We start from the raw sequence: 23930 nt of genomic DNA, 5'->3' as shown, positions 1-23930 counted from the left end.
CGATAAAACCTAATGTTAGAAATTCCGAATATGCAACCGCTTTGGTTAATTTCGGCAGATTATATAGCGTCATCATGATTTTATATAAACTTTTTTTGGGGGGTCGGCATGATATACCAAGATTTTAGGTGAGGGCATACTGCTTTATAATAGTGCAAGTACAGCCACCAACGTTGCTAGGATGGAATATTTAGCGACTCTTCCCTTCTTACGTACCATACTTTCATTATACGCAGCGAAATAGCTTTTAGTGAAGCGTCCTAACCGATGCGGCTGCCTACTTTCGCGTAAATTTGAATGTATTTGGAAGGCGCTAGATGTCTCATTTATCCTCTGGTGAATTACAAATCTTCGTTGCCAGATATTCTTGAAATTTTTGTGTTGCCGCTGTGAATCAAGATTCTATTGACAATACCACAGTTTTCTGCACTATTAGGCTCCCCTCAAGGTTAACCGACGTTGTGGTCTAGGCAACCTTGATATTCTACTATATGATACTTCGCGATTCGGTTGGAGATATGATAAGAGCAGCTTATTCAAGCTCTACAGCTATTTCAACAAGATGACGCTTGGCATCAAGCAATGGGACTTCTAGAGGAATAACCTGTCGCACCGTTACGCCAACCGGTAAGCAAGCAATTTCTTTACTCGGAAAAACGCCCTTCATCGCCCATAAGGTTCCACCTGGCGCAACTAAATGTCGAGAAAGCCTAACAAAATCGGCTAGCCCCGAAAACGCGCGCGATACAATGGCGCTAAATTGATCTGGTACGTTAATCTTGGCACGCAATGTCTGTACGCGGCCGGTTATAATAGACAGGTTTTGCAAGCACAGGCATCCCTTGACTTGCTGCTGAAATGCAGTTTTGTTATGAACAGTATCGTTGTTCATTACGTTGCATAACGGCATAGCAAGTGCTATCACGATACCAGGCAAACCACCGCCAGAACCAACATCGAGTAACGATGCCGGTGAACGGGGGGCGATGTGCGGCACGATCGCTAGAGAATCAAGCAAATGCTGGATCACTATTTTCCTTGGTGTACGAATTGCAGTAAGGTTGTAAACTGTATTCCATTTTACCAGTAAACCGACATAGTCTAATAACCCGCTTCTCTGTTCCTCAGACAGAAGAACTCCAAGCTCAGTAGCACCAAAACGCAACAATTTATCAAGCCCAGGCCGTTGCAATGCAAAGTCTGCGTATGTGTTTTTTAGCACTCTACTCTCAGTAGAAATCATGTCGCGTTAGACCGCGTAGAGAGGTTGTTAGTTGTAGTATTGATAGCTTCTGAATGAGCATGCGGTGCTACCAAATTTTGGGTTGGCGTTGAATGCCGAAAAATTTTTTTCAGATAGACCATCAACAGAGAAATAGCAACCGGTGTGACACCAGAGATCCGCGAGGCCTGTCCAATGGTTTCAGGACGATAATAATTGAGCTTTTGGCAGACTTCGAGCGATAGCCCGCTAACTTTTGAGTAATCTAAATTCTCCGGCAGCCGGGTATGTTCATATGCTTTGTTCCGCTCAATTTCGCCTGCTTGTCGCTCGATATAGCCTTGATACTTAATCCTAATCTCGATCTGGTATTTGATCTGCTCAAGTAGTGCTGGATCATCGATCAATACATCGGGTGACGCATAACAGCTAGCCTGTAGCGCCATTAACCTATCATAGCTAACTCCAGGACGACGCAATAAATCTGCCAAGCTGTACTCATGGTTAATTGGTTTACCTAGTAACGCGATTGCATCTTTCTCTGGCAACGTATTAGGATGTACCCATGTCGATTTCAAACGGGCTGTTTCACGTAAAATAGCATCGCGCTTAGACAAGAATATCTCCCACCGCAGGTCATCGATAACACCCAATTCTCGACCGCTTTCCGTCAGCCTCATATCGGCGTTGTCTTCGTGCAAGCTCAATCGGTATTCGGCCCGACTTGTGAACATCCGGTAAGGCTCAGATACGCCTCGCGTCACAAGATCATCAACGAGAACACCCAGGTATGCTTGATCTCGACGAGGTACCCATGCGTCACGCTGTTGCACAAAAAGCCCTGCATTAATGCCTGCTAACAGCCCCTGAGCGGCGGCCTCTTCGTACCCAGTTGTTCCGTTCATCTGTCCAGCAAAAAATAATCCTGCGATTGCTTTTGTCTCGAGCGATGCTTTCAGGGCTCTTGGATCAATATAATCATATTCAATTGCATAGCCCGGCCGCAGAATATGAGCATGCTCAAGACCTCTGATCGAGCGAATTAAGTTCAGTTGAACATCGAACGGCAAGCTAGTTGAGATACCATTCGGATAAAACTCGTGCGTCGTCAGCCCTTCTGGCTCTAAAAAAATCTGATGAGAATCTTTTGTGGAAAATCGATAAATTTTATCTTCAATCGAAGGACAATATCGGGGGCCTACGCTTCCGATAGCACCGGTATACATTGGAGAGCGATCTAGGCTACTACGGATGATTTCGTGCGTCTGAGCATTCGTATGCGTCGTCCAGCAAGACACTTGACGCGGATGCTGATCGATGCGACCTAGGAATGAGAATACTGGAATTGGATTTAGATCACCCGGCTGCTCTTTCAGCTTGGAGAAATCGATAGATCGGCCATCGATCCGGGGCGGTGTTCCGGTCTTCAATCGCCCCCACGGTAGATTCCATTCCCTTAATCGTAACGACAGCGATGTCGCTGCCGGATCTCCAGCACGTCCACCTGTATAGCTGTTTAGACCGATATGGATTTTGCCGTTAAGGAACGTGCCCGTAGTTAACACAATTGTACGTGACCTAAAACGAACTCCCATCTGCGTAATAACACCTACTGCACAGTGGTCTTCTATTATAAGGTCATCAACAGCCTGCTGAAAAAGCAAGAGGTTTAGTTGGTTCTCCAGGCGGCGTCGAATCGCTGCTTTGTATAAAATACGGTCGACTTGTGCGCGAGTCGCTTGAACGGCAGGACCCTTAGATGCATTTAGGATACGGAATTGTATCCCAGCTTCGTCAGTAGACGCTGCCATGGCTCCACCTAAAGCATCAATCTCCTTAACTAAATGTCCTTTACCAATACCTCCAATCGAGGGATTGCAACTCATCTGGCCAAGTGTCTCAATGTTCTGTGTTAGCAATAACGTCTTCGCGCCCATTCGGGAAGAAGCAAGTGCAGCTTCAGTGCCGGCATGTCCGCCGCCAACTACGATGACATCGAATTCTATGGGGTGAAACATGATTGATGACGCGCCAAGCAGCTGTGCGCTTCCATGTAAAGAGATAAAAGAATTAACTAATTATAGTAGCCTATCTACCTTAGCAGATAAGCCCGTGTCACTTATACATAAGAAAATATCGTATAGCACGTGAAAGCAGTATTAGATCATTACTTCATCTCGGGGTGAGGTACAGATAACTTAATCCTCACGATATTACGCTTCAGGGATCTTTGCCGGAAACCACAAGACACCGGTGACTGAAGTAGTTTGTTATCTTTTATCTCTTGTAAGTCTTTTTGACTGCTCCTAGCCGTACTAGCGATTGCGATATAATCGTCTATTCTTCTGGAAAAAATCTAAATAGAGCGTAATCGTGTACAGATTTAATGAAAGTGATACCGAAAGGATTTCTAGCACTAAGTCACTCGCCCCATCACATGGGCGATAGTCGAATCGCTCTAACGCTGCGTATACGTTTTGAGCACGCACGCTGCATAGCTCCCGTTACGATATATAACCTATTCTCTACAATACACGTCAATCTTAAACTCAGCCCCCCCGGGGGTATCAAGAGATCAGGCTTGCTTCTTAATGTATGAACTGCTATCAAGAGTTGATGATTCCCGCTAGACAGCAGGCTAGCGGTTTTCCTGCAACGCTTTACTTCGATATTGATAGTATCTTAGCTCAGGCCGGCAACAATGGCAAAGCATGACCCTCCCACTTAGCAACGATTCCACTTCGATAGTGTTGAACAACATAGACATGCTTATATTATTTGCTAGATGGGCAAGTTTTCCTGCCCTACGCTACCCTGATATTGGCAGCATACTTTTCGATCAGCTCTATATCAATGTACTGCTCGACGACGGGCATACCCATAGATCGTTCATAAGAAATTTCTGCTTGCTGAGCGGGTGTGGAAATCTCTTAGGGCAGCGGACCGACTATAGCGAGCGATCTTCGAAAAGTAGTTTATTTAAGAGCACCCGATTAGAAAGAACGTGTAGGGCCTAACAAAGCCCCGACTGTCCGACTTTATAACCGACACGCTAGAGATGGCGGAATACTGACTTGATCTAGTCTTTATCTATCACGACGTAGTCGATGATCTGTCATCAGTTCTGTGTATGTTTTTGCAGATTGCTTAAGTAGTTTCTATGTTGACGTAGACAGCGTACGCTGTATTTTTTACCTCTTTTTACGCGGCGCAAGTAACAATCAAATCGCAAATATTTTGTTAATACCATACAGAAGTTCAGCTCATACGATTTTGTTTTAATATCGAGAAACTCTAGCGCCATACTATGGCGCTAGGTTTATTGTGTTGTTCCACGTTCTAAGTCTTGATAGACAGTACGTCTACAGAAACCCGCTGGTGTAGTGCGAACGAGTACTATCTAAGTATGCGGCTTATGACTACGGCATCACATGAGCCGCATATTGGAGCGTACCAGAATTACGCTAAACCCACTCTACTTCAGAGTAGGTATGCCGAGTATGGTATATCTTATACATGGTTTTTCTTGAACGCTGCTTTCATTGATTCGGCTGTCTCATATATTGTTTACTCCACGTTGGACGACAGCCGAACGGAGCGCAGAGACTTTTTAGGAATCAGCAGCAGCTGTATATGCTATGCGCACGTCGAATACGATTTTATTAATTCATGCTGTATACGTTACGATACTACATGTGTATAGCTGTTCTACATATCGTATAGCGGCTTATTAATGCCTGCTCCAAGAAAAGTGGGTTAAGGTGTGTCTTCTGTGGAGAGGGGGGGCAATTTCCTATGCAAAACTCAGCTCAACAATCGCATCAGGTCGATTCAATCGGTCAATAACAATACGCATTAAAAAAACTAACAAGTAGACTGCCTCCTTGACTACAGTTCTAGTGGGCACTCTAGCTCGCCGGGACGGCAGCTACTGCCCGCGACGTAGTACCTGTGATAGGCTAACTCAGCGGTGAAATCCTAGTTTTTTAGCTGGGAACAGGTAAATATTTACGAGATTCGTGTAACAATAAAACGGTAAAAACTTGTGTATTGCGATCCAAGTTGTTGTAGAAGTAGTTAGTCTGACCCTCTCAGCGAGGGTGATGCCACGCTGCAGTATGATTCCCCAAATGGCGCGCGAGGGCTACGAAAGCAACGAGGTAGTCGGTATCAGCATCTGCCTCGCGCATGCCTACGAAGATCTGCTTAGCGATGCCTTCTCGTCCCAGCTGTACTGCCTCGATTGGCATCTTATTCGAATACTCTCGAACTAACCAGAATGGCAGCGCGGCAACACCGCGTCCGCTGGCAACCATTTGTACTATGATATCGGTAGTCTCGATTGTCTCGTGACGCTTTGGCCGTACGCCAGCCGGTATTAAGAATTGCGAATATATATCAAGCCGGTCGATATCGACCGGATAGGTAATTAGCACTTCGTCAGTTAACTGTGCTGGCTCGACGTATGCTCTACCTGTTAATGCGTGCCCACGTTGGACAACTAGCACCTGCTCGTAGTCGAATACTGGCTCGAATCGAAGACCAGTTCGACACAACGGATCGGGTGTTACTAGAATATCGATGTCATAGACAAATAATGCACCAATACCACCGAACTGAAACTGCTGCTTTACGTCCAGATGAACATCTGGCCATTGTGCCAAATACGGCGACACAATTTTAAGCAACCATTGATAACAAGGATGGCACTCCATCCCGATGCGTAGCGTGCCACGCTCGCCAATTGCGTACTGAACCAGACGAGCCTGTGCGTGCTCTAGCTGTGGCAATACTCGATTAGCAACCGATAATAGGTATTCTCCCGCTTGCGTCAGCCGTAAGTTACGACCTTCGCGACGCCAAACTGCTGTGCCTAACATTTGCTCCATCTTCTTAACTGTGTGACTTAGAGCCGACTGAGTTAAGCACAATACTTCGGCGGCGGCGGTTAATGAGCCTCTCCGGTCAACTTCGCGCACAATTACCAGATGGATACGTTCGAGCATATTGAGCCATGAGAATAGCTAATATATAAATGAAATAATGCCACTTTCTTTCATGCATACCAACCCCTATGATCGATCTACTTTAAACCTCGCTTTTGTCTAAATCATGGCTATTACGCACAATCTTGGCTTTCCGCGCATTGGCGCAAAGCGGGAATTAAAATTCGCACTTGAATCTTACTGGAAGGCGCAGTTATCGCTAGAAGAACTAAAGGCTACAGGTTCTCAACTGCGTCAGCAGAATTGGGCCAACCAGGCGAAACTAGACTGGTCGCCAGTAGGCGATTTCGCATTCTATGACCACGTTCTAGATATGAGCTTCACACTCGGCAACTTGCCAGAGCGTGTTCGCTATCTAGGCGGTGATTTGCTAGACAACTATTTTCGGATGGCACGCGGCCGCTCGGCTACGGATAGAGCGCATGGCTGCTGCGGCGTGCAAGCTGGTGAAATGACAAAGTGGTTCGATACTAACTATCATTATATCGTTCCAGAATTAAGCGCTTCAACGACATTTTCTCTTGATGCGTCGAGACTGATCGACGAATTCGATCAGTCTCGACGCCTGGGCGTGAAAGCTAAGGTGGTAATTATCGGACCACTGACATACCTGTGGCTCGGCAAAACCAAAGACAATTCAGATAAACTCGCGCTACTTCCGCGTCTCTTGCCAATCTATGAGCAATTGTTAGCCAAACTTGCCGCATGTGGCGTCGAATGGGTGCAGATCGACGAACCGATTCTTGTTACGGAGCTTGATCCAAGCTGGCAGAAAGCATTTATTCGCGCTTATGATGCGTTGCGCACCAATCAGGTTAAGCTCCTATTAGCTACTTACTTTGGACAATTACAGGACAATCTGCCGCTTGCGTGCCGATTACCAGTACAGGGCCTACACTTAGATACGTTTAATGCTCGCAATGAAATCTCCGATGTAATAATGAGGTTCCCGGCCGACAGCGTGCTATCACTCGGCGTTGTTAATGGCCGAAATATCTGGAAAACCGATTTTGTTGCAACGCTTGACTGGCTTGAGCCTATCCATCGGCATCTCGGACAGCGTCTTTGGTTAGCACCATCATGCTCACTACTGCACGTTCCGGTAGATCTAACTAGTGAGTATAACGTTGATGCAGAGCTCCGTTCATGGCTTGCGTTTGCCCTGCAAAAATTGGACGAACTTAATATACTTTCCAGTGCACTGAATAATGGTAGACAAGCCGTAGAATCCGAACTACTGGATAATAAATCCGCTATAGCAACGCGGAAAGTGTCGGCGCGTGTACATAATCCAGACGTTAAGTCAGCGCTTTCTTGCATTAACCCCGAGATGGAGCGCCGTAGAAGTCCCTATTCGGAACGCGCACTCAAGCAACACAAGCAATTAAGTCTTCCATTATATCCGACTACAACAATTGGTTCGTTTCCACAAACTGAGGAAATCCGCCAGGCACGTAGCCATTTCCGTCTTGGAAAACTAGATGAGGCAGGCTATAACACTGCTATGCGCGAACAGATTGCGCGCACTGTACGAGAACAAGAAATACTAGGGCTAGATGTGCTAGTACACGGTGAAGCCGAGCGAAATGACATGGTCGAGTATTTCGGTGAGCAATTTGAAGGCTATGCGTTCAGCCAGTTCGGCTGGGTTCAGTCCTATGGCTCACGGTGCGTAAAACCACCTATTATGTTCGGTGATATCCACCGGCCGAAGGCGATGACAGTCGAGTGGATGCAGTATGCGCAATCGCTGACTCAAAAACCAATGAAGGCCATGTTAACCGGGCCAGTAACAATTCTGAACTGGTCGTTCGTTCGCGATGACCAGCCTCGCGCTTTATCGTGTCAGCAGCTTGCGCTGGCTATCCGCGCAGAGGTATATGATCTCGAGCATGCGGGCGTTCGCGTAATTCAAATTGATGAGGCAGCCTTGCGCGAAGGCTTGCCATTGCGCAAGTCGCAATGGAGTGAGTATTTGCAGTGGGCAGTCAGCGCATTCCGTATTGCAGCTAATGGCGTTCGCGATGAAACACAGATCCACACGCACATGTGCTATGCGGAATTCAACGATATTATCACATCAATTGCAGATATGGATGCAGACGTCATCACAATCGAAACAGCTCGCTCAGATATGGAACTGCTGGATGCATTCGATCACTTTAACTATCCGAATGAGATTGGACCAGGTGTATATGATATACATTCACCGAACATCCCGACTCAGGAACATATTGTTCAGTTGATGCGAAAGGCATCTCAGCGGATTCCAGCCGAGCGCTTGTGGATCAATCCAGACTGTGGATTAAAAACGCGCACATGGACAGAAGTTATCCCAGCGCTACAAAATATGGTAGCTGCTGCGCATATATTACGCGCAGATGCGGCATCTAATGCATGAGGAAGAATAAAACTTAAATACTAGTTAAGTTCAGTTTAGTGCCCAAAAACCTGCTTCGTCTGGGTATTCTGCGGCAGGTTTTTGGTTTATTCTAATATAGAAAACTCAGCTTTTTACTAAGAAAAATAGGCTAGTCCATAATAGCTCCCTAGATTTTACCAGTGCTCTCATAAATCGCTCAGGCTCGAGCCTGAGCGATTTATGAGAGCTGGCTCCGAGTAATCTCGCTGCATCATGTTAGGGGTGATCCTGCGTCTAGTTTTTCCTTAGAGTTTAAGTAAAGATCATCAACTAAGACTAATACTGCAATATGCTACAGGTTGATGCGCGTCAGATGGACTCATAGCTTTGCGCTCAGCTTATTTGCGTTGTTTCTTAGCAAATACTGCTTATTCCATAGTACCTCATAGGAATTGTTATCTCCGGCATTAAATAAAAACAGAAAATATAGCAGTTTATGTTAATGTCACGGCTAGATAGACTGCATAGAGCATGCCATTAAACAGAAGCCCCCAGATTGGTAGGCCGAGACAGCATGACAGCGCACGACACCACGCTGCAGCAACTAGCGTGATCACAATTCCGATCAGCATTTCGCTGCGCGGTTCCCATGACGTGAGTATAATGCCTAGCGCCGGAAGTAATGTACCTTGGAAAACCATTGCACCGGTAAGGTTTCCAAACGCAAGCGTATCTTTTCCGCGACGCACCCACAAGATACTATTGATCTTCTCAGGCAACTCTGTAGCAATCGGGATAATTAGCAGGGATAACAGCAGCGGCGATACGCCCAGCAGCTGGGAAGCCTTATCTACACCATGGATAAACCCTTTCGCACCACCAACTAGCAAAGCCAACGAGATACTTAACTGCAATATAATTGTTACCCATCGGGTCTGGAAACCAATGCGCGCCAGATACATAATATCTGATGCCCCGATACCATATCCACCAGCTACTAAGGCTTGTGATGCACGCAAAGTTGCATATACGTAGTGCAGATATATACATACAAGCGAGACGCTTAACCCTACCTGCATTAGTATGCTGGTATGTGGAACATACATTGCGGCGGCAGATAACGAAAACGCAAACAGGAAATAATTAAGATCGCGGTTGATACCGTCGGTAGCAGGCCGTATTCGTCCGAAGAGTCCGCGCTGACGGAGTACTGAAACAGTCATTAAACATGTAGATAGCGTCGCAAGCATTAACGGCGCACCTAAGATTGCTCCTATACTAATCTCTTCATTAAGCCGATCGCCACGTCCTGAAAAAATAGTGATTAGTGGAATAGATGTCTCAGGTAGTGCAGTACCAATCGCTGCAAACAATGAGCCAGTTGCGCCCTCGGATAACCTCAACCGCTCACCTAGGTGCTCCAGCGCGTTTGTGAATAATTCAGAAGCACTTAAAATTACCACAAGCATTAATAAAAGTTCCAGCCAGATCACGTGAACTCTCCCATTATCATAGTCGGAATGGCCCAAGTAGCAAGCGAGTAGAGTAAACGGGGATATTGCATAATATCTTTCCACGGGCTAACACATTAACTATATCGCGCATTAAGCATATCGCGACTACTAAACCTGACTTAGCAAACTGCTGTTAGACTATCCTAACCTAAGTAGGCCTAGCGCGAAACGGTATAAGCCAAAGATTATTAGTATGATCTTTTTGCGCACTGGCGTTGATCTATGGAGCAACAACTACCCAGATCAGGAATTCACGTCGGATCCTAAACCGAGAAAGTTAGAAAAGACTACTCTCTCACAGAGCCCGCACATTTTAACCAACACACGAACAGATCATATAGAGTGATGTGTAGTACTTCTTATTCTCTAACTTTTATCCGAGATACCACTTAATATGGCGATATTATTATTGATTTCTAGAATCGCTTAAACTCGTAGGAACAAAAACCAATAGGTAAGAGTTACCTAGCTACTTATCCAAGTAGCTACCAGCTAGTTACACAGTCTAGTATCCACTCGAGGATACTAAGATTTTGTCTACACCGTGCGTTTTTTGCAGTATATGTTTTCGTATTCAACACTAGTTTAGTTTTCCATGAGACAGCGGCCGAGTAAGTAATAACTGTGGCTATGTTAAGCGCCCTAGCAAGCCAACTCTTTTAATCATTTTATTGCGAGGTTTACAGATGTCATGTCATCTATGCTAGACTAGAAGAAACATAGGTTCGCGAACTTACTCGCGCTAGCTTGCCGACTAAATGAATCCGTGCGTATCGCAATCTCGAACGGCTAACCAAACAGCCAGAACGCGAAGCGCATCACTAAAGTATGTCGTATTCTCACCTTCAGTGAGGGTGATCGAGTTATCTATCGAAGACACTGCCGCACGGATGGTATGCAGAATACTACCGATCGTCGGCTTATACACTAGATTTTCTAGATCGCCTAATTAAAAAATAATCTATACCACTCAATATTCAACCAAAGCCTCCAAAATGAGCTAGCACGTCTACCCCACAATATAAAATCCAGTACAGTGCGTTCCAGACACTGTGCTATCACACAGTTGCCATCCGATTTGGCGATCAATGCATTAATAAAGTAACAGATTTGTTTAGATGGGCAGATATATGTGCTCGCTTGTAGTGCGTAACGTATGTATCATGCCTTCACATGACGAATCGTATGGCGAAATTTTTATGCGTCATTCTAATCTAGCATTCATACGTCGCATACATTATTAACCAGCGCATACCAACGTATATTACGTTAGAGTCAGCGGTAGCCCATAGCGGGAAACGTACTGCTTGCCGAATTAATGGCACTGTATAGCGGGTTTAATAGCCAAAAGCTCAGGGTTGTTCGAAATTAATGCCCGACAGGCGCCAGAAAACATTATTTCATGTATTAATATAATGCTCTCCTCTACTACAAAGGTTTTGGTCTCCTGTAAGCCCAGCTTACGTTGAATAAAACATCACACCGTAACATAGGAAAATTTCCACCAATCGACATAATACATCGTAGCCCTCATTTCGATAGAGCGGCATTTATTTTAGCACGTTCTATTATCTAATTAGCAGTGTCATTCAAAGCAGTATAAGGCATGTATATATATTGCCACCGATTTTCGGTATAAGATTATCAGTCTCTTCGCTAATGTCTGAATTTATTTACTAACTGCTGCATAACGAGCAAACGATTCGCACTAAACTCTAAATCTATACCTACCGTCTCTATAGTAGACAGCGAGAAGCGCTTGAGTGGCAGGACGCAATATAAAAGATTTGGATAGCTATACGTGCACGTTCCCCCAATTAATCCAAGCCGCGTATTAGACGCATCACTATGCAACTGGGAATGCTCGCAATGAAAAGAATTATAAGCATCAAGTTAGCCACTACTGACAATACAATCTATACCGTATTACGTGGCCCGCGTGATATCTTGATGCCGAAAGTTCTATATAAATTAATCATAAATAAGCATTGTTTTCCTCGTTACCTAGTTTATAGTCCGACCATAGATAAACATGTTAATGTTATAGGCTAGATCCGAGTTCAGATACGGATATAATTTACCTAAGAAATTGTTTAGCACTTTCTCGAGATAACTCTTTTCTGTCCAATATCTTGGCATTGGATGCGTTGACGACTTCCGGATAAATACATGCAAACTTTTTTCTATGTCAGAGAGATTATTATCAGGCTAATATAGATTCAGGGGCATCTATGATTATATCAATGCGCTGGTCTGTGGTCGCACAACTAACCTGATTAGGATAATGATTTGTGATTTTAAACATAACTATAGCCGCCAAGAGACCAAGAGTCGCGACTATAATCATCATTTGAATAAGCGTGATGCCACTCTGACGGCTTATCGTGTGTCTTGCATCTTGCATTTCAACCTCGTTACTCGAGTTGAACAAAAAACTGTCGCAATGCGACAGCGGATTAGTGTTTATTGATTAGCTTGATGTCGAGTCTATTTTAGCAGATTACTTAACTAACTAGACTCGCCAGTCTACGACTATACACTTCATCGCAGCGCGATAATACTAGTTTTGCGTGCGATGACGTGTTAAGAGTCATAAATTCACTTGCATATGCTTAATAACTTGATCTACTCTACTATGGTCTAATGTAGATTAACTTAATCTTCCCAGGCGCATTTTATCTTTCAACATCTCATACTACATGCTCATTAATCTATACCACACTGTTTACATCGCTAGCTTCTGCTTGTAGCACTAAACAGATAAGTGCGCTGATATTTTTTAAGCAGTCAATTCCTATTTTTTTAAGTATCAGCAGAATCGAAAGATAATGTATGAGCGATATGCAGAAGATTTTAGTAGAAATCACTTTGATACGATCTGAGGCGAATTGAGAAACATTCTAGAAACATCGCTCATCTGCTAAAAGTTGTATATTGTTAATAACATTCGGCTAACTTAGCTGTACTAAGCAATATATTTTTACAGTGATGATCCGTGCTATTTCTTATATTATATATAAGCTTAAACGTTATTTAACAGCGGTATAACCTGCGACATCAGCGATGATAGAACGAAGACAGGCAATAAAGCCTTGCGTGCGCCGGTTAGAAACAATTCTCACGTTGTTCTGTATCTTCGATACCACTTTTATTACATTATATTCTTATATAGATAAGCTGGCATATGTTAAGTTTCCTAGCGCTTTTTTGAATGGCCGTTGACTTAGATATTTTAAGCTAACTGTTTTTATTGAGCTAGGTAAAGGCTTTTCCACGAGCACTTCGGTCTTAGTCAGCCTGCTACATCATAATCTTCCTAAAACAATAACGTAATAAGTGCTAATAACATAGCACATCGATCGCGTCATCTGTTTTATCTGAAATGATTTAGTGACTTGCAGTACCGACGAGACGACTATCTGGCTTATTGACATGTGTGTATTATATATGAAGCGTTGTCTTAGACTCGCACGCTCTAACCAGAATAAAACACTTAGCCATAAGACACCGAGCTTCTTAGAGTGAAAAAGACTGACAAAAAAAGGGGGGTCAGATAATGAACAAATCGGTAATTGTTATTTAAATAGTATTAATCCGTTCGGATGACTATAATATATAGAAAACATGACTCGATTTTATATAATATACTGATTAATATGCGATAATCAGCAAAAAATAGCCCAAATTTGTCGGTAAGAATGAACCCCCAACCCGTTTTACGGTGGAAAGAAAAGGCTTAACTACATCAACAATATCGGTGATCCCACCCAGAACATAATTGGGGTGACTGACGTTCTCTAGCTAGTCAACACAAACTACATAGTGGGCTAGAAAGTTTGCTTGCCCCCGCGGTGGTAAACTGCATAGGGCCCTTGCCTATATTTCCATATAATGCTTATTAACAGCGTTCTTAAACGCCTTACCTGCTGTAAACTTAACCGTTTGTGTGGCGGGAATCTTAATCGTCTCACCAGTCTTCGGGTTGCGGCCAGTACGCTCCGCCCGCTTACCTGAAGCGAAGCTGCCAAAGCCGACTAACTGAACGCTATGGCCTTGGGCCACAGCCCTTGTAATAACTTCGAGCAGCGTATCGAGTGTCTCACTAGTTTGTGCCTTGCTGATACCGGTCTGCGCAGCAATAGTGTCGATCAGTTCTTGTTTGTTCATACGTATTCTTTTACAGTTAGTTGATTATAAACGCCACAAACGCACCAATTATACGTTCGTTCGCCATAACAGTCGCGTGCAATAATCTTGCGATTGTAGTTTCCAAAACTAATTATAGAAATGCAATATTAGCGTTTCTATACCCTAGCCAAATTAGCATACTTTGTTACATATATTGATGATGGTTTCTATCATAACAACTAAAAACATTTTTTTTATCAAGGTTTTTTTAAATTTACCTCATGCTTCACGCAAAGTTTGCAGTTTGTGCCGAGAAAAAAGTAATATTTGCTTTCCATTTACAAATTCAGCCAATGTTAAAGCTTGGTGGCTTGGGCGCTTGCTTGCTACCGCTTAGCTTGCATACGCGAAGATAATACTCATTACTTTACCGCTACTAGCTAACTCCTGTCGCAGTAGCAACGGAAAATTCTGCGAAGCCCTGCCTATTTTTCTCCATAGAAGATGGCCTAGCCTTTAATTAGCAATCTAAGTTGGCCCTGAATCGATGAAACTATCTAGGACCTTAACTAAGAACTCTTCTTCTCGTCAGTTGGGAATGGTAACGCGCTGTCGACTCATCACTATCCGACTAGCTGTATATTGCCGTCAAAATCCACTCAACCGCAAATATATTAGCAATGCTACTCGCTCGTAAGATAGTACACACCTCGCCTATTCTCAAGCCCGATGTCCAGGGGATTATATTTACTAGAGGACGTGCTAGATTAATGCTGTCGTTACAAGTAATCCAGTACAGATTTTGCTTAAGCATTTAAGTGAACACCACTTTCATATTACTTAGTAAGGTTATAGCCGCGCTTATAGGTTACCCCATATCTATTTAAATATGTGTTCCCATGGCCCACTAAATTTATCGCCATGAACCGATGCTGAGAACTTCCTGTGTGCGATACCAGCCTAGAAGGCAAAGACCAATGATTCCATCCATTACCGGGCCTAGAATACCAGCTCGCTGCTAAATAATGCTATCGCATGACTCATGCCGTGCTTACTGTAAACAACCAAAGCTAGCCTATACTAAATTCAGCAGACTATTATTACATCTAGATCAAATCGGATGCGCGCCGTTTATTCTATTTAGAACACATGATGAGGCGTCAGCCTACAGGTGATTAACGATTTTATCATTATCATGCTTATTTCGATTCGTGTATTCCGTAATCTACGATAGTTACGCACTAGCATAATAATAGCCAGATAATAACAAGTGCCGGCTGTTATATAAATAACAGCGTCTTAGATAAACGACGTTTGTTATACGACAGTCTTGCTTATCTATATACGTTACGCGTCATCAATTAAATAATTTGCAAGTTAGATCAACTAGAAGCCTTAGTTGCATGCTAGATGCAGATTTGATGATAGATCGAGACAGCGGCTTCACTCCGTTTTCGGTTATCCACTTACTTCTGTGGATAACCATATGGGTTACCAATGTTAGATATGTGGATTGATTCTGGATAACCTCTAGCCATGCACTGATCTAAAAAAGTTATTAGACATATATGATACGCTTTACACATTTTTTCCGAGGACTTCCAAGTATATCAAGTTAATGTTTCAAATGAGTTAACTTATATTATCCACAGTTAGTTAACTTCTTTGTTAACCATTATTAATTTTAAAAAATATATTTTAAAGATTTTTAATACTTTTAACCAAGTAGGTACCAACCGCACTAAGCACCTCAGTTTCTTTTCTCGATGCGAAAAATATACTATTACAGTATTTTACTAGTCGTCGTTATTGTAAGTATAAAATTGTGTCAATAGCTTCACTAGCCACTATAAAATAGTTACATATCAATTATGCTCTCAATATAATATTGTTTATAGCATGTGTCTGTTTATATTGTAAATCACATATATTTATACTATACATTCTTTCTTTTTTAAATTAGATATACTAATTTTATTTAAAAAAAGAATAAAATATTACTATTAATATAATATACTACACTAATAGTAGTACAACTATATGTTGTATTCCAACGTAGTTGGAATTGATTTTATTAAATCTGTAGCATTTCTATTTATTTATGAAAAACTATGGTTTTATTTTTTGGACTTTTTAAAATTGATAGTAGATGTTTATCTACTGTAAAATATTATATCTTATCGTATTAGATATAATAGATAAATAATCTAATAAGAAAATAAATACGGATTCAGAGAAATTTTACCTAACGGGCTCTAACTTTTTTGTTACTGTATAATACGCAAGATATCGCTTTAGCGCGACCAGTGTCCGGCTAGTTATTCTGCGAGTTCTACAGAAATAAGCTGGAAATGATTTACAGCGGATATACTAGATTATCGATTGTTAGCTTAATTTTATATGCTTGCACGTGGTTATAATTTTTTATACTGATAAATTGTATTATACAGACAACGTATATTTATTATGATTTTTTGTATTCTAAGTAAATAATAATATAAATTTATATTATTATTAGTTATATTTACTAATCTAGTATCTAGAATAGAAGTATATTATACTATTGATATCTGACAGATTTAGATTCAGCATAATAAGTGCGTACCGACTCTAAATCAAATCTATTTTGCAAAAATTCTATTGCGGACTATATCTACTGCAAAGCCCGCCGGCTCTAGGCAACCCCGGATACCCCCTATGTAATAGGGAAATAATCTGTAATTAGGAGGACTTTTGCAAAAGTCGCTCAAGTATAATAGGTTGTACTGCCTGCCGGGGTGATAAAACCCCGCGTTTTTCGCAAGGGCTTATAATGTCTAATATCTCGATTCACGAACTGGAATCTGCCATTAACTACTGGCGTGCTCGCTCGCCTGCTACTGGTGATGAATTGCGTCTAGGAAAAGAGGCGAGCGCGTTATCAAAACCTTATGCACTTTTGATTGTGACGCATCAGCATGCTATGCTGGAAGATGAGTTAGATGCTGTAGCACGCAATGCATGGCAGGCTTATATACAGTTAAAAAATCTTTAACATTTTTTGAAGCGTAATTCCCACTCGAGATTTTAGTGAAAAAATCTCTGGTAATCACATTTATAAATCTAGACTCGCTTAATTCTGAATTTTATGATTAAAATCTATGTTTTCATTACTAAATTTATTTTGAGATGAATTAAAATAATTAAAGATTATAGTATACTTATTAAGTATTAATAATAATAGTTATTAATACTTAATTCTCTTTGATTGGAAGTTAGCGCACTACTATTGTAATAAATCGCGTCATAGTTTCTAATTAGTTTAATATGTAAGAGACAACAATCTAAGATTTATGAGATTTTTTAGAAAAAGTTTTAGGGTATGTTAAAAAAACTGTATTTCTAGTGAATAGGATGCAGTATAAAATCTGAATCGCATACATCTAGCTTGCTGAAATACGAGCTTTTAGCTTTGCCGTCTTATCTACTTTATAATTCTGCGCACGCATAATGTTATGTTCGAGGAAATAACTAAGATTATCGATATAACGTCGGAAAACCCAGATTCTACCAGGCCAAGAAAACAGTTCGTTTCTGATAGGTCAAAAATAGCGTTTCATGATACATTACATACAAATAGATATCAGACGGTGCCCAGGGCATATTTTATCCTCGTGACACTCCTTAATGATAATAGTTAAATTTTTTATATGCAACCAGTTAATATATTACTATATTATGAATCATATGCCTTCTAGCATATCCGTGCTAATTTGCGCACTAAAGACTCAGACTAGAAATGTGCAGAATACAGAATTATGTCTAGGGTTATAGGGTATAATTTAGTATCGGGTTTTTCTGGTACATTTGAACTTAAACTATTAAATTAATTTAAATATTTTTTGGTTCTTAAAAATTCATTTTTATGTAGTAAATTTTTATAAAAATGTTGATTTATAAATAAAATTCTGGAGGTTGTGTAGTCAGTTGACTTTGTATTGGTATATATTTTTATGCTTGGTTCTCAAAAAGAACTTAAATAAAAGCATGATATAGATTATTTTTTTCTTATAAGAAAAAATTATAATTTTGGTCAAAGCGAGCTACACAGACCACGTTACTGCGCTCCAAAAATGCTCTTGTTAGTACTGACCACCGCCGTATTCGGCACATTATATAACGCAATCTTTATGCAGATCAGATCTCATATCTGCGGCATATAGTGGTGCTACTAGTCGAGACGAGTTAAATAATTTTAAGACTTCATGATAATGAATGCATATATTATTATTTTTTTTATCTATCGGTGTGTTTACACATCAATATTTCGTGCTCGCAGTGCATTACTCTCGATAAATGCCCTTCTTGGCTCGACTTCGTCACCCATTAATGTGGTAAAGATCCCATCGGCAGCGATTGTATCCTCGATCTGAACCCGTAGCAAACAACGCGTGGCCGGGTCCATCGTGGTTTCCCAAAGCTGTTCCGGATTCATTTCGCCGAGCCCCTTGTAGCGCTGCTTCGATAAGTTGCGTTCCGCGTCTGTGATTAGCCACCTCATTACGCTCTTAAAGTCTGTTACAGCTCTTGACCGCTCGCCGCGCTTAATAATTGCGCCGTCGCCGATTAACCTCTTCAATGTATGTGCGGCATCTATTAGCTGCTGGAGGTCCGCGATTAATAAAAACTCTTCATCGATGATCGAGATTTTAATATTACCGTGATGCCATCGCTCGATGCGTAGCGAATGCAACTCGCGTACAGCATCGTATTGGTGTAATACTGATACATCGGGCTTAGGTATGCTATCGCACAGCTTATTTTGCAGGGCTTGCGCCGATTGCCGAGCCGCGTCCTCGGACGTTAAGTCTATAGTTACGCCGTTTATGACTGCTTCGATCGAAGCTTCATCATAGAGGCGGCTGAGTCGGTCCACCATTTCCTGTGTAAACAAGTATAAGCGAGCAAACTTGTTAAGTTCGCTACCAAGAATTGGTTTCGCACCTTCTGATGGCACTAGCTCTGCACTATGTAATGCTAGCTGCAGCATATGTTGGTTCAACTCATGTTGATCTTTTAGGTATTGCTCTTCTTTTCCGACCTTCAACTTGAATAGAGGTGGTTGTGCGATATAAATATATCCACGCTCGATGATTTCGGGCATTTGCCGATAGAAAAACGTCAATAGCAACGTTCGGATATGCGCTCCATCCACATCCGCATCGGTCATTATAATAATACGGTGGTATCTCAACTTATCGATGTTATAGTCATCTTTTCCGATTCCACAACCGAGGGCAGTAATTAATGTGACGATCTGTTCAGACGATAGCAGCTTGTCGTACCTAGCCTTCTCGACGTTGAGTACCTTGCCGCGAAGAGGCAGGATTGCTTGGAACTTGCGGTCTCGTCCCTGTTTTGCAGATCCACCTGCTGAGTCACCCTCGACGATGTAGATTTCTGATTTCTCAGGGTTTTTTTCCTGGCAATCAGCTAACTTTCCGGGTAGCCCGACGCCATCTAACACACCCTTGCGACGCGTCATCTCTCGAGCTTTTCGTGCCGCGTCGCGCGCTCGTGCAGCATCAACAATTTTACTGCAGATAACCTTCGCGTCGTTTGGCATCTCGAGTAGGTAGTCTTCAAGCGCCTTCGCTATAATTTCCTCGACTGGTGCGCGAACTTCTGACGATACTAGTTTGTCTTTTGTCTGTGAGCTAAACTTAGGCTCGGGCACCTTGGTACTAAGTACGCATGATAGCCCTTCTCGCATATCGTCGCCGATTGTATCTATTTTTGACTTTTTCGCGATTTCACTTTCTGTAATATACTTATTAACTACGCGTGTCATCGCTGCGCGCAGTCCAGTTAAATGTGTTCCACCGTCTCGCTGCGGAATATTATTTGTGAAACACAGGACATTTTCGTTAAAGCTATCGTTCCACTGCATTGCAACTTCAATACCGATTCCATCTTTTTCGCCAAGGACATGAAAGATATTTTGATGCAAGATCTGCTTTGTCTTATTAATGTATTCAACGAAACCTTTTACACCACCCGAGAATGCAAAATCATCTTTCTTTCCTGTTCGCTCATCGGTCAGCCGAATCCGTACACCATGATTTAGGAACGATAACTCGCGCATGCGCTTGGCGAGGATATCGTAGTGGTATTCGACTCTGCTAAATATCGTATCATCGGCTAGAAAGTGCACTTTAGTGCCACGGTTTTCGGTGTCTCCGATAATCGCCATGGGTGAGACTTGCTCATTATCGCGTTGCTCGAGAACACGATCCCTCACGACACCGCGACGAAATTCTAAGAAATACTTTTTTCCACTGCGGCGTACGGTAAGCCGGAGCCATTTGGCCAGTGCATTGACACACGATACACCAACACCGTGCAGCCCGCCTGACATCTTATAGCTGTTCTGATTAAACTTTCCGCCAGCGTGCAATTCGGTCATCACGATTTCGGCCGCGCTTCTCTTGGGTTCGTGTTTATCGTCGCGCTTGATGTCAGTCGGGATTCCTCGGCCGTTGTCCGTTACAGAGATCGAATTATCCAGATGAATAACTACATAGATATCATTGCAGTATCCAGCAAGCGCTTCATCAATCGAGTTATCTAGCACCTCAAATACGAGATGGTGCAGACCGGTTCCATCAGAAGTATCTCCTATATACATACCTGGCCGTTTGCGTACAGCCTCGAGACCTTCGAGGATCTGGATTGACGACTCATCATAGCTGTTATCCGAATTTGCACTCACTTGCTGTCTGTGCTGTTCAGTCATGAATTTTTTCCGATTCTGCGTACTACTTAAATAGCTAATTAATATTAAAAGGGTCGGAATAGTTCCTTTGGACCTCTTTGTTATCGCTCAGATCCCCAGGGTTATATCCGCATTGGCATTACTACGTATTTGAATTGTTCATTCTCTGGAATTGTGAATAACGCGCTCGATGTTGCATCGTCTCCTAACGCGACCTGGATCATATCAACTTTCAGGTTCGCGAGCATATCTAGCAGATATGTGATGTTAAAGCCTATATCTAGCGTATCTCCTTGATATATAATCTCTAATTCTTCATGTGCTTCTTCCTGATCGGCATTAATTGACATGATTCTGAGCTGGCCAGGCTCAACAATGCACCGCGCGCCCTTCAGTTTGTCCGAAATTAAGATTGCTGCTCGTTGCAACGAATGTTGCAACGCATCACGGCTAATCATAAATGTGTTTTTATAGTCTCTTGGAATTACCCGACGGAAGTCCGGAAATTTGCCCTCGACAAGCTTCGATACTAATTCAATCTGGCCGAACGTAAATTTTACTTGCGTAGACGCGATATCAATCTTCAGCGGGTCATCGATATCTTCTAGAAGCCGCTGGAGCTCAAGGATAGTTTTTCGGGGGATAATTACTTCTTGGTGTGCCACTGCGCTGTCTGCCTTCGTTGACGAGACCGCAAGGCGGTGGCCGTCAGTCGCCACGACGATCAACTGATCATTATCAACTACTAGAAGCATGCCGTTCAAGTAATAGCGGATATCTTGCTGCGCCATCGCGAAGTAGACCATCCCGAGCAATTGCTTAAACGTCTTTTGCGGTACTAACAGGCTTGCGCACAAGTCCTTTGCTTGTGCTAGCGTCGGGAACTCACTAGCTGACAGCGTTTGCAGCGCAAAGCGGCTCTTGCCAGATTGAATGGTGAGCCGTTTATCTGATAGCGTCAATGTGACATCGCCGATTGGCATTGCTCGTAGAATTTCGACGAGCTTGCGTGCAGCTACTGTCGTAGTCATCTGACTGTTACCAATGCCGAAATCTGCACGCATTGTGATCTGCAATTCGAGGTCAGTGGACAAGAATGACATTTCTTGGCCATGTTTAGAGATGAGTAGATTAGCAAGGATCGGCAGCGTATTACGGCGCTCGACAATTCCACTAACCGTCTGTAACGGACGCAGCAGAGTGTCTCGTTTGATCTTTAAAAATTGCATGGAACTCCCTCGTATATGACGGCTGAATTGCCTCACATCGCTATTGCTGTACGTAGAGACCTACGTTTTCTTTTCCAAGAAAAAATACTTATTTTGCCCGAAAAACACTCAGATTTTCTTTACTCAAATATGCTTATTTTCCGGGCAGTTTTTCAAGCCCTGTATAGGTTCCGCTGAATAGCGCTATCAAATATCCTAAAAGTAATAGATCACTGAAGCGGCTTTCATCATCCTTTAAGGGTTTGCTCGAGCACATGCAACTCGTGGTTCAACTGCATATCTTTGCCGCGCTCATTAGAAATTTTTCGCACCGCGTGCAGCACTGTTGTATGGTCTCGACCGCCAAACAGCTCGCCAATCCCAGGCAAGCTCTTCTGCGTAAGCTCCTTCGCTAAGTACATTGCGATCTGGCGCGGCCGAGCAATGTTAGCTGGGCGCTTTTTCGAGTACATGTCGGCGACCTTGATGTTATAGAAGTCGGCGATAGTTTTCTGGATGTTCTCGACCGATATCTGGCGGTTCTGTACTGTCAACAGATCTTTGAGTGCCTCTTTAGTTAGCTCAATTTTAATTTCACGTCCGTGGAACTTTGAGTATGCAAGGATTTTACGCAGAGCACCTTCGAGTTCGCGTACATTCGATCGAAGGTGCTTCGCGACGAAGAACGCAACGTCTTCATTCACCACGACACCCTCAGACCGTGCCTTACGCATTAAAATCGCGACGCGCATTTCCAGCTCGGGCGGCTCAATCGCTACCGTCAGGCCGGAATCAAATCTCGATATTAAACGGTCATCAATGCCGGAGATTTCTTTTGGGTATGTATCGCTGGTGATGATCACTTGCGCTTTATTTGCGACTAATGCCTCAAACGCATAGAAGAATTCTTCCTGCGTGCGGGATTTTCCAGAGAAAAACTGGATGTCGTCTATTAGCAGCAAGTCTAGCGAATGGTAGTAGCGCTTAAATTCGTCAAATGCTTTGCGCTGGTAGGCTTTAACGACATTGGACACGTACTGTTCTGCATGGATATAACGGATACGCGCATTACCTTTATCTTGTAATAGTTGGTTCCCGATGGCATGGATTAAATGCGTTTTTCCCAGTCCGACACCGCCGTACAGAAACAAGGGATTATATGATACGCCAGGGTTTTCGGCAACTTGGAGCGCCGCAGCGCGCGCGAGCTGGTTCGCTTTGCCGGTAACAAAATTTTCGAACGTGAGAACTGAATTGAGCTTAGAGCGTTCGTATGTAGAATCGATCTCTGGCAACGGTGAGGGAACCCCAGTGCGCGAGTTGCGTCGCGCCACTACGACTTCAGTCGAGTCTAAGCGCAAGATATTCTGCTCCTGATTATCATCTGAGGTCGCGTCGATAGCCATGCTGATCGCTTGAGATATTGTTGGGTGAGACAGCGAACTATTAGTCAGTGCATCAACCGATGTAGCTGTGGCCTGCATATTATCTTTCGAATGGAGTACAAACTGTACTTGCACCGGATGCTGCCAAAAATCCCGCGCTAGATCAGTGATGCGTCCAGAAAATTGACTCTTGACCCAGTCGAGCTTAAATCGGTTCGGTGCAGCAATACGCACCATGTTGACTTCAGCGTCGAAGTCTACTAGCGTAAGCGGTTTAATCCACGTTACGTACTGCTGAGGCGTTAGCTCACGCGCCAATAGAGTTGAGCAGTGTTGCCAGAAATCGTTCAT

10 protein-coding genes are annotated in these 23930 nt (G+C 43.0%); 2 read left to right on the top strand and 8 right to left on the bottom strand.

Annotated features, from left to right (window positions below; genetic code table 11):
* Positions 1–532: 532 nt before the first annotated feature.
* The 3 genes from rsmG to GJV44_RS00040 all read right to left on the bottom strand — a co-directional run bounded on the left by rsmG (position 533) and on the right by GJV44_RS00040 (position 6228).
* Positions 533–1243 carry a 16S rRNA (guanine(527)-N(7))-methyltransferase RsmG gene (gene rsmG, locus GJV44_RS00050; RefSeq protein ID WP_226806494.1) on the bottom strand — a complete coding sequence of 237 codons (711 nt, stop codon included), beginning with the start codon at positions 1241–1243 and terminating at the stop codon, positions 533–535.
* Positions 1240–3240: a tRNA uridine-5-carboxymethylaminomethyl(34) synthesis enzyme MnmG gene (gene mnmG, locus GJV44_RS00045; protein WP_226806493.1), complete on the bottom strand. Its 2001-nt coding sequence runs from the start codon at positions 3238–3240 to the stop codon at positions 1240–1242. Before mnmG ends, rsmG begins: the two co-directional genes overlap by 4 nt.
* Before the next feature lie 2073 nt (positions 3241–5313).
* Positions 5314–6228 carry a LysR family transcriptional regulator gene (locus tag GJV44_RS00040; RefSeq protein ID WP_226806492.1) on the bottom strand — a complete coding sequence of 305 codons (915 nt, stop codon included), beginning with the start codon at positions 6226–6228 and terminating at the stop codon, positions 5314–5316.
* A gap of 106 nt (positions 6229–6334) precedes the next feature.
* Between GJV44_RS00040 and metE the strand changes: the two genes are divergently transcribed.
* Positions 6335–8629, top strand: coding sequence for a 5-methyltetrahydropteroyltriglutamate--homocysteine S-methyltransferase (metE, locus tag GJV44_RS00035; protein WP_226806491.1), 2295 nt, complete (start codon positions 6335–6337; stop codon positions 8627–8629).
* A 455-nt stretch (positions 8630–9084) separates the two neighbouring features.
* Here metE and GJV44_RS00030 read toward each other — a convergent pair whose 3' ends face one another.
* Entirely contained in the window at positions 9085–10083 is a 999-nt protein-coding gene (locus GJV44_RS00030; RefSeq protein WP_420885744.1) for a sodium:calcium antiporter, read from the bottom strand.
* Positions 10084–13980: 3897 nt separating this feature from the next.
* Positions 13981–14271: an HU family DNA-binding protein gene (locus GJV44_RS00025; protein ID WP_226806490.1), complete on the bottom strand. Its 291-nt coding sequence runs from the start codon at positions 14269–14271 to the stop codon at positions 13981–13983.
* Positions 14272–17044: 2773 nt separating this feature from the next.
* On the opposite strand from GJV44_RS00025, the gene GJV44_RS00020 reads away from it, so the two are divergent.
* Complete coding sequence (locus tag GJV44_RS00020) at positions 17045–17266, top strand: DUF3717 domain-containing protein (RefSeq protein WP_226806489.1); 222 nt, start codon at positions 17045–17047, stop codon at positions 17264–17266.
* A gap of 1257 nt (positions 17267–18523) precedes the next feature.
* Here the strand turns inward: GJV44_RS00020 and gyrB are convergent.
* The 3 genes from gyrB to dnaA form a co-directional block, all read right to left on the bottom strand.
* The gene (gyrB, locus tag GJV44_RS00015) at positions 18524–21007 is read right to left on the bottom strand and encodes a DNA topoisomerase (ATP-hydrolyzing) subunit B (protein ID WP_226806488.1); all 2484 of its coding nucleotides are present in this window, start codon (positions 21005–21007) and stop codon (positions 18524–18526) included.
* 101 nt (positions 21008–21108) lie between these two features.
* Positions 21109–22215 (bottom strand): DNA polymerase III subunit beta, encoded by a 1107-nt coding sequence (gene dnaN / locus GJV44_RS00010; protein ID WP_226806487.1) that lies wholly within the window; start codon positions 22213–22215, stop codon positions 21109–21111.
* A 227-nt stretch (positions 22216–22442) separates the two neighbouring features.
* A complete protein-coding gene (gene dnaA, locus GJV44_RS00005) occupies positions 22443–23930 on the bottom strand; it encodes a chromosomal replication initiator protein DnaA (protein WP_226806486.1) in 1488 nt (495 codons plus the stop codon).

The organism is Candidatus Vallotiella adelgis (genome assembly GCF_020541305.1).
In the GTDB taxonomy this organism is placed as follows: domain Bacteria; phylum Pseudomonadota; class Gammaproteobacteria; order Burkholderiales; family Burkholderiaceae; genus Mycetohabitans; species Mycetohabitans adelgis.
Note: the sequence above shows the minus strand (reverse complement) of the source record. Positions and strands in the feature narration are given on the sequence as shown.

What these genes read in the sequence shown, in the direction of transcription:
- rsmG (WP_226806494.1), bottom strand. Translation starts at nt 1,243, where the DNA reads ATGATTTCTACTGAGAGTAGAGTGCTAAAAAACACATACGCAGACTTT.
- mnmG (WP_226806493.1), bottom strand. Translation starts at nt 3,240, where the DNA reads ATGTTTCACCCCATAGAATTCGATGTCATCGTAGTTGGCGGCGGACAT.
- GJV44_RS00040 (WP_226806492.1), bottom strand. Translation starts at nt 6,228, where the DNA reads ATGCTCGAACGTATCCATCTGGTAATTGTGCGCGAAGTTGACCGGAGA.
- metE (WP_226806491.1), top strand. Translation starts at nt 6,335, where the DNA reads ATGGCTATTACGCACAATCTTGGCTTTCCGCGCATTGGCGCAAAGCGG.
- GJV44_RS00025 (WP_226806490.1), bottom strand. Translation starts at nt 14,271, where the DNA reads ATGAACAAACAAGAACTGATCGACACTATTGCTGCGCAGACCGGTATC.
- GJV44_RS00020 (WP_226806489.1), top strand. Translation starts at nt 17,045, where the DNA reads ATGTCTAATATCTCGATTCACGAACTGGAATCTGCCATTAACTACTGG.
- gyrB (WP_226806488.1), bottom strand. Translation starts at nt 21,007, where the DNA reads ATGACTGAACAGCACAGACAGCAAGTGAGTGCAAATTCGGATAACAGC.
- dnaN (WP_226806487.1), bottom strand. Translation starts at nt 22,215, where the DNA reads ATGCAATTTTTAAAGATCAAACGAGACACTCTGCTGCGTCCGTTACAG.
- dnaA (WP_226806486.1), bottom strand. Translation starts at nt 23,930, where the DNA reads ATGAACGATTTCTGGCAACACTGCTCAACTCTATTGGCGCGTGAGCTA.